Below are 6,310 nucleotides of genomic sequence, written 5' to 3' on the forward strand. Positions count from 1 at the left end.
CTATTAGCCCGCTATTAATTTATGCCGTGACTAGATGTATACTCATTTCCGTGGTGTGAAGCACCAGTTGTTAGAAACATAATAAAATCGACGAGGTCAAAATCATGAAAGTTAAAACTACTATCGCAACATTAAGCATTCTCTCTGCATTGTCATTTGGTGTTTTTGCAGCACAACCTGTTACGCAAGAACAAGCTTCAACAATGCAGCCAACAGGCATGATCAGCGTCAGTGGCGTAGCCGGCGCCCCATCAGATATCCGTCAGGCGCTGTCAGATAAAGCCGATACCAAAGGTGCTAAAGCATTCAGGGTTATCGAAGTTCGTGAGGAAGGTAACTACCACGCGACCGCAGAAATTTACCAATAAGTTCAGGTAAAAGAAGCGAAGGGGCCTGAATGACTCGGGCCCGCGCAATGCGCACTAAGAAGGATTTGTCACTGCACCATCTACGTTCCCGCACGCTTTACGTGCTCCTGAACCCGATATTACAGCCCTGATAAATCCAAACCTCAATTGACGTTGCTCTCTGATGAAAAGCACCAACGTCTGTATATTCAGGAAAATATCATGAAAATTATTACCACTATTGCCGCACTTAGCCTGTTGTCTGCTGTTTCTTTTGCTACCTCTGCCGCGCAGCTTGTCACAAACCAGCAAGCAGAAAATCTGCGACCTATGGGCACGATTAGCGTCAGTGGCGTCAACGGCGTGCCAATGGATATCCGCCAGCAGTTGTCTGATAAAGCTGAAAGCAAAGGCGCGAAATCTTTCCGTGTGATCGAGGCTTATAACAACGGCGCTTATCACGCGACAGCAGAAATCTATCAATAAGATTTCTGAGTTTCTCACTGAGATAAAACCACTGTTTGAGTATTTATTGAATTAGCGTTACCGGGTTTCAACAGCCACAAACCAGTGATAATGAGCGCTGTTGAGGCTGGAAAGAGAGTTGACACTGCCACTGCCTGACTCTCTTGCTAACGATACCCTCGTCGTCCTGTCCGACGACACCCTTTGGCCCTCAACTTTTCGAGGGCTTTTTTTTGCCCGTTAATGACTTGAATGACTTGCTCCGGCCACTCACAGACATAAAAAAAGCACAGCGACTGCTGTGCTTAACTCTCATAATGCGCCAGGATTATTGCTCCGGGACGGTTTTCGCTTTAACAGCCAGTGCCGCCAACAGCTTTTCATGTATGCCACCAAATCCGCCATTGCTCATGACCAGAATATGATCGCCAGGCTGCGAGGCCTTAATCACCATATCCGCCAGAGAATCGACATCTGCACTCCAGTGAGCTGGCTGAATACAATGTTCAGCCACTTCGGCCACCTGCCAGGGAATGTGCTGTGGCTGTAAAAGGAAAACTTCATCAGCACGGCCCAGCGAAGGTGCCAGTTCATTTTTACTCATGCCCATTTTCATGGTATTTGAACGGGGCTCCAGCACCGCCAGAATACGCGCAGTTCCGCCGACTTTGCTGCGCAATGCAGCAAGCGTCGCCAGTATAGCCGTCGGATGGTGAGCAAAATCGTCGTACACGCAGACGTTATTTTCTACGCCGCGCAATTCAAGGCGACGGCGGGCATTAATGAAATCGCCAAGTGCCCTGCAGGCATCTTCCGGCTTCACACCCACATGGCGTGCAGCAGCAATCGCCATCAGACCGTTATGCATGTTGTGCTCGCCAACCAAACTCCAGTTCACCTGCCCGACGGCTTCGCCATGCAGATAAACCTCGAAAGTGCTGGAATCCGGCGTCAGTTTTTTCGCATCCCATACACAATTTTCGGCATCACCGACAAATTCCTGCTCACTCCAGCACCCCATTGCCATCACTTGTTTCAGCGGCGTGTCGTGCTCAGGCAGAATGATTTTCCCCTTGCCTGGCACCAGACGTACAAGATGGTGGAACTGTTTCTGAATCGCTTTCAGATCATCAAAGATGTCAGCGTGATCGAACTCAAGGTTGTTGAGGATCAGCGTACGCGGGCTGTAATGAACGAATTTGGAACGTTTATCGAAGAACGCACAGTCATATTCGTCGGCTTCCAGCACCATAAACGGGCTGTTGCCCAGACGCGCGGACACCTCAAAATTGCCCGGAACGCCGCCGATGACATACCCGGGTTCATAACCACAAGCCTCCAGGATCCACGTGACCATGCCGGCAGTGGTGGTTTTACCGTGCGTCCCCGCAACAGCAATGACCCAGCGCTCTGGCAGGACATGATCATGTAACCATTGCGGGCCCGAGACATAAGGGATCCCCTGCTCCAGCACGGCTTCGACGCAAGGATTACCGCGCGTCATCGCGTTGCCGATGATCACCAGATCAGGCTGAGGATCTAACTGGGCAGGATCGTACCCCTGGATCAGGTCGATCCCCTGATTTTCCAGCAGCGTACTCATCGGTGGATAAACGTTATCGTCCGAACCGGTTACCTGATGCCCCTGTGCACGTGCCAGCATCGCCAGCCCGCCCATAAACGTGCCGCAAATCCCAAGAATATGAATGCGCATATATTTTCCATTAATGCCTTTAAGTCAGCCGCTATTCTAACGCTCAGAATCCTCCAGAAGAAATGGATTTGCCTATGATTCGTCCATATATTTGGGCTAAACTGCTCACGTTCTTGTGAAATTTTTATTAACGTACCGTTATCTATCCTCGATTCAGGGAAAGTGTCATGAAAACGTTAGGCGAATTTATTGTTGAGAAGCAGCAAGATTTTCCACATGCAACTGGTGAACTGACAGCGTTACTTTCAGCAATAAAACTTGGCGCTAAAATCATTCACCGTGATATCAACAAAGCGGGTCTGGTCGACATTCTGGGTACCAGTGGTGCCGAGAATGTGCAGGGTGAAGTGCAGATGAAACTTGATCTGTACGCAAATGAAAAATTAAAAGCCGCTATGAAGGCGCGTGGTGAAATTGCCGGTATCGCGTCAGAAGAAGAAGATGAGATTGTCATTTTCGAAGGCGAACGGGCAGAAAATGCAAAATACGTCATTTTGATGGATCCGCTGGATGGTTCTTCAAACATTGACGTTAACGTCTCTGTCGGGACAATTTTCTCGATTTACCGCCGGACTACCCCGCTGGGCCAGCCGGTAACGGAAGCTGACTTCCTGCAACCGGGGAACCGCCAGGTCGCCGCAGGTTATGTGGTGTATGGTTCTTCCACCATGCTCGTTTACACCACCGGCGCGGGCGTACATGCCTTTACCTACGATCCTTCACTTGGTGTTTTCTGCCTCTCTCACGAAAAAGTCTGTTTCCCTGAAAAGGGCAATATGTACTCGATCAACGAAGGTAACTACATCAAATTCCCGCTTGGCGTTAAAAAATATATCAAGTATTGCCAGGAACAGGATGAAGCGACGCAACGCCCTTACACCTCACGCTATATCGGCTCGCTGGTGGCAGATTTCCACCGCAACCTGCTGAAAGGTGGCATTTATATTTATCCAAGCACGGCCAGTCATCCGAACGGAAAACTGCGTCTGCTGTATGAATGCAACCCGATGGCTTTTCTGGCTGAGCAGGCAGGCGGTAAAGCCAGTGACGGTAAAAACCGTATCCTGGATATCATCCCGCAGAAACTGCATGAACGTGCACCCTTCTTTGTAGGCAACTGTTCAATGGTGGAAGACGCGGAACGCTTTATCGCCCAGTTCCCTGATGAATAACCGAAATACGCATCAAAAATCATCAAAGAATGAATGTGATACCGGTGTAGCTTAGCATTGACCCAAACGTAAAAAGGTGGCTTTCTGAGCCACCTTTTTTATTGTTTACCGCTCAGGATTTCTATTTTCAGAACTGATCGGCACGATTGAGTTTAAATACCGCCATGCTTTTTGCCAGTAACTGCGCCTGCTCTTCCAGCGAACGCGTGGCCGCTGTTGCCTGTTCCACCAGCGCGGCATTTTGCTGCGCCACCTGATCCATCTGCGTAATCGCCACGTTCACCTGTTCGATGCCGTGCGTTTGTTCTGTCGTCGCGATAGTAATCTCACGCATCAGGCTGGTCACACGCGTCACTTCGCTGGAGATTTCCAACATGGTATCTGCGGCCGATTTCACCATGTCCGAACCTTCAGAAACCCGGTTTTCCGAATCCACGATCAGCTCTTTAATCTCTTTAGCTGATTGCGCACTTCGCTGCGCCAGGCTTCGCACTTCACCTGCCACCACCGCAAAACCACGCCCCTGCTCGCCTGCCCGCGCAGCTTCGACTGCTGCATTCAGTGCCAGAATATTGGTCTGGAAGGCAATGCCGTCAATGACCGTAATAATGTCGCCGATACGTTTTGAGCTCTCCGTAATGCCCTGCATTTTATCCATGACCTGATGGACGACTTCGCTGCCTTTATTGGCAATCACTGACACGCTTTGCGCCAGCTGATTGGCCTGGTCAGAGTTCGCGGCATTCATGCGAACGGTTGAGGTCAGTTGCTCCATGCTCGCGGCAGTTTCCTCCAGCGATGCGGCGGATTCTTCGGTACGCTGCGCCAGATGGACGTTACCGGCAGCCAGTTCGCGGGAACCGACATCTATCTGATTCCCGGCATCGCGTACGCGTCCAACAGAAAGCGCCAGCGAATCCTGCATTTGCTTCATCGCTTTCAGCAGACGCCCCATTTCGTTATTACGGGAATCATCGATTTCATGGGTCAGATCGCCTTGGGCGATGTATTCCAGCTGCGCGATGGAGAATCTCAGCGGGTGCATAATGATTTTTTGCAACGCGAACCACGCCAGCACGGCGATAATCAGCGTAATGATGAAGCTAATAGCAATGATTGTCAGCTGGATACGCGCATTGGCGCGAGCCTGTTCGATGCGCTTATTGGTGTTATCGACGGCGTAGGCACGGAAATCCGCCAGCGCTTTATCATAAGCATTGCTGTAAGGCGTGATTTTGTTTTCCAGCACATCGTAATAACCGTCTGCACTTTGCGCCTGAATTGCGGCCAGTAACGGCATTAAACCGTGAGCTTTATAGGCATCGTAGGTTTTCTTCACCGCGTCGGATAAATCTCTGCCTTGCTGAGTATCATCCTGGATGCTGACAAATTTCGCCAGATCGGTATCGGCTTGCTTAATATAACCGCCAATGCGGTCCGCTGTATTTTTCGCATCATCCATCATGCCAATTTCCAGCTGTCGCACCGCCACGCCGCTGGCGACACGCGTGCGCAGCGAGAAACTGTAGCTGTCGGCCAGTGAACCGAGTTCATCGCCCTGAAGCTGATTAATTTGTTGCAGAGAAACCGCACTTTGCCGGATGGCATTTGCACCCAGTACGCTCACCAGCAAAAGAATCAACGTCATAAATACCAGCAGGCCAATCAGACCGGCTTTTACGCTCAACTTATTCAACATACGGTGTTATCCAGCCATTCAGGTGAAAAGGAGATACTTCAGATGGGTAGGGATCAGGTTAATCCTGATTTTTTGTTTGAATATTGTTATCGGCAATCGCCTGAATATCTTGATAAGAAAAGCAAATACAGGCAGTTACGCGGAAAAGTGGCAGATAAGGAAATTTTACTGCCAATACGGAAGATTTAGCCGAGGTTGAACAGCAGGTCATGCCGGGAAATGCACGCACACGATTCGACGAAAAGGGCGGGAAATCGCGGGAGAGTTGGCTATAATGTGCAGCACTCTATTCCTGGTTCAACGAAGGAAACCAACAATGAGCTTACTGAATGTGCCGGCAGGCAAAGAACTGCCAGAAGATATCTACGTAGTGATCGAAATTCCTGCAAACGCAGACCCAATCAAGTACGAAGTAGACAAAGATACCGGCGCACTGTTTGTAGACCGTTTCATGTCTACTGCGATGTTCTATCCGTGCAACTACGGTTACATCAACCACACGCTGTCTCTGGATGGCGACCCGGTTGACGTTCTGGTGCCCACTCCATACCCGCTGCAACCTGGTTCTGTGATCCGTTGCCGCCCTGTCGGTATGCTGAAAATGACCGACGAAGCCGGTGAAGATGCGAAACTGGTTGCCGTTCCGCACACCAAACTGAGCAAAGAATATGATCACATCAAAGATGTGAACGACCTGCCAGAACTGCTGCGCGGGCAGATCACCCACTTCTTCGAGCAATATAAAGCGCTGGAAAAAGGCAAATGGGTCAAAGTTGACGGCTGGGCTGATGCTGCTGCGGCAAAAGCTGAAATCGTGACTTCTTTCGAACGTGCTAAAAACAAATAAGTTTTCCGCCGTTTGAACGACCGCCGTTCGAATAAAAAAACACCGCCGGATGGCGGTGTTTTTTTA

6 protein-coding genes are annotated in these 6,310 nt (G+C 50.0%); 4 read left to right on the forward strand and 2 right to left on the reverse strand.

Translation table 11 applies throughout. From position 1 onward, the window contains the following. Positions 1 to 104: 104 nt before the first annotated feature. Positions 105 to 368 carry a peroxide/acid stress response protein YhcN gene (gene yhcN, locus J1785_RS04390; protein WP_129954309.1) on the forward strand — a complete coding sequence of 88 codons (264 nt, stop codon included), beginning with the start codon at positions 105 to 107 and terminating at the stop codon, positions 366 to 368. A gap of 201 nt (positions 369 to 569) precedes the next feature. Further along, a complete protein-coding gene (yhcN, locus tag J1785_RS04395) occupies positions 570 to 833 on the forward strand; it encodes a peroxide/acid stress response protein YhcN (RefSeq protein ID WP_129954307.1) in 264 nt (87 codons plus the stop codon). 307 nt (positions 834 to 1,140) lie between these two features. Here yhcN (J1785_RS04395) and mpl read toward each other — a convergent pair whose 3' ends face one another. Next, positions 1,141 to 2,526 (reverse strand): UDP-N-acetylmuramate:L-alanyl-gamma-D-glutamyl-meso-diaminopimelate ligase, encoded by a 1,386-nt coding sequence (gene mpl / locus J1785_RS04400; protein ID WP_217218898.1) that lies wholly within the window; start codon positions 2,524 to 2,526, stop codon positions 1,141 to 1,143. A 167-nt stretch (positions 2,527 to 2,693) separates the two neighbouring features. Between mpl and fbp the strand changes: the two genes are divergently transcribed. Further along, on the forward strand, positions 2,694 to 3,698 hold the full coding sequence (gene fbp / locus J1785_RS04405) for a class 1 fructose-bisphosphatase (protein WP_129954303.1): 1,005 nt from the start codon (positions 2,694 to 2,696) through the stop codon (positions 3,696 to 3,698). 127 nt (positions 3,699 to 3,825) lie between these two features. Here the strand turns inward: fbp and J1785_RS04410 are convergent, their stop codons facing one another. Beyond that, positions 3,826 to 5,397: a methyl-accepting chemotaxis protein gene (locus J1785_RS04410; protein WP_014333680.1), complete on the reverse strand. Its 1,572-nt coding sequence runs from the start codon at positions 5,395 to 5,397 to the stop codon at positions 3,826 to 3,828. A 316-nt stretch (positions 5,398 to 5,713) separates the two neighbouring features. Here J1785_RS04410 and ppa point away from each other — a divergent pair, with 316 nt between their 5' ends. After that, positions 5,714 to 6,244, forward strand: coding sequence for an inorganic diphosphatase (gene ppa, locus J1785_RS04415; protein ID WP_013573791.1), 531 nt, complete (start codon positions 5,714 to 5,716; stop codon positions 6,242 to 6,244). Positions 6,245 to 6,310 lie beyond the last annotated feature (66 nt).

Origin of the sequence: Rahnella perminowiae (assembly GCF_019049755.1) — a bacterium.
Taxonomy (GTDB): Bacteria; Pseudomonadota; Gammaproteobacteria; order Enterobacterales; family Enterobacteriaceae; genus Rahnella; species Rahnella perminowiae.

Coding starts and splice junctions, on each gene's coding strand:
- yhcN (WP_129954309.1), top strand. CDS start 105: ATGAAAGTTAAAACTACTATCGCAACATTAAGCATTCTCTCTGCATTG.
- yhcN (WP_129954307.1), top strand. CDS start 570: ATGAAAATTATTACCACTATTGCCGCACTTAGCCTGTTGTCTGCTGTT.
- mpl (WP_217218898.1), bottom strand. CDS start 2,526: ATGCGCATTCATATTCTTGGGATTTGCGGCACGTTTATGGGCGGGCTG.
- fbp (WP_129954303.1), top strand. CDS start 2,694: ATGAAAACGTTAGGCGAATTTATTGTTGAGAAGCAGCAAGATTTTCCA.
- J1785_RS04410 (WP_014333680.1), bottom strand. CDS start 5,397: ATGTTGAATAAGTTGAGCGTAAAAGCCGGTCTGATTGGCCTGCTGGTA.
- ppa (WP_013573791.1), top strand. CDS start 5,714: ATGAGCTTACTGAATGTGCCGGCAGGCAAAGAACTGCCAGAAGATATC.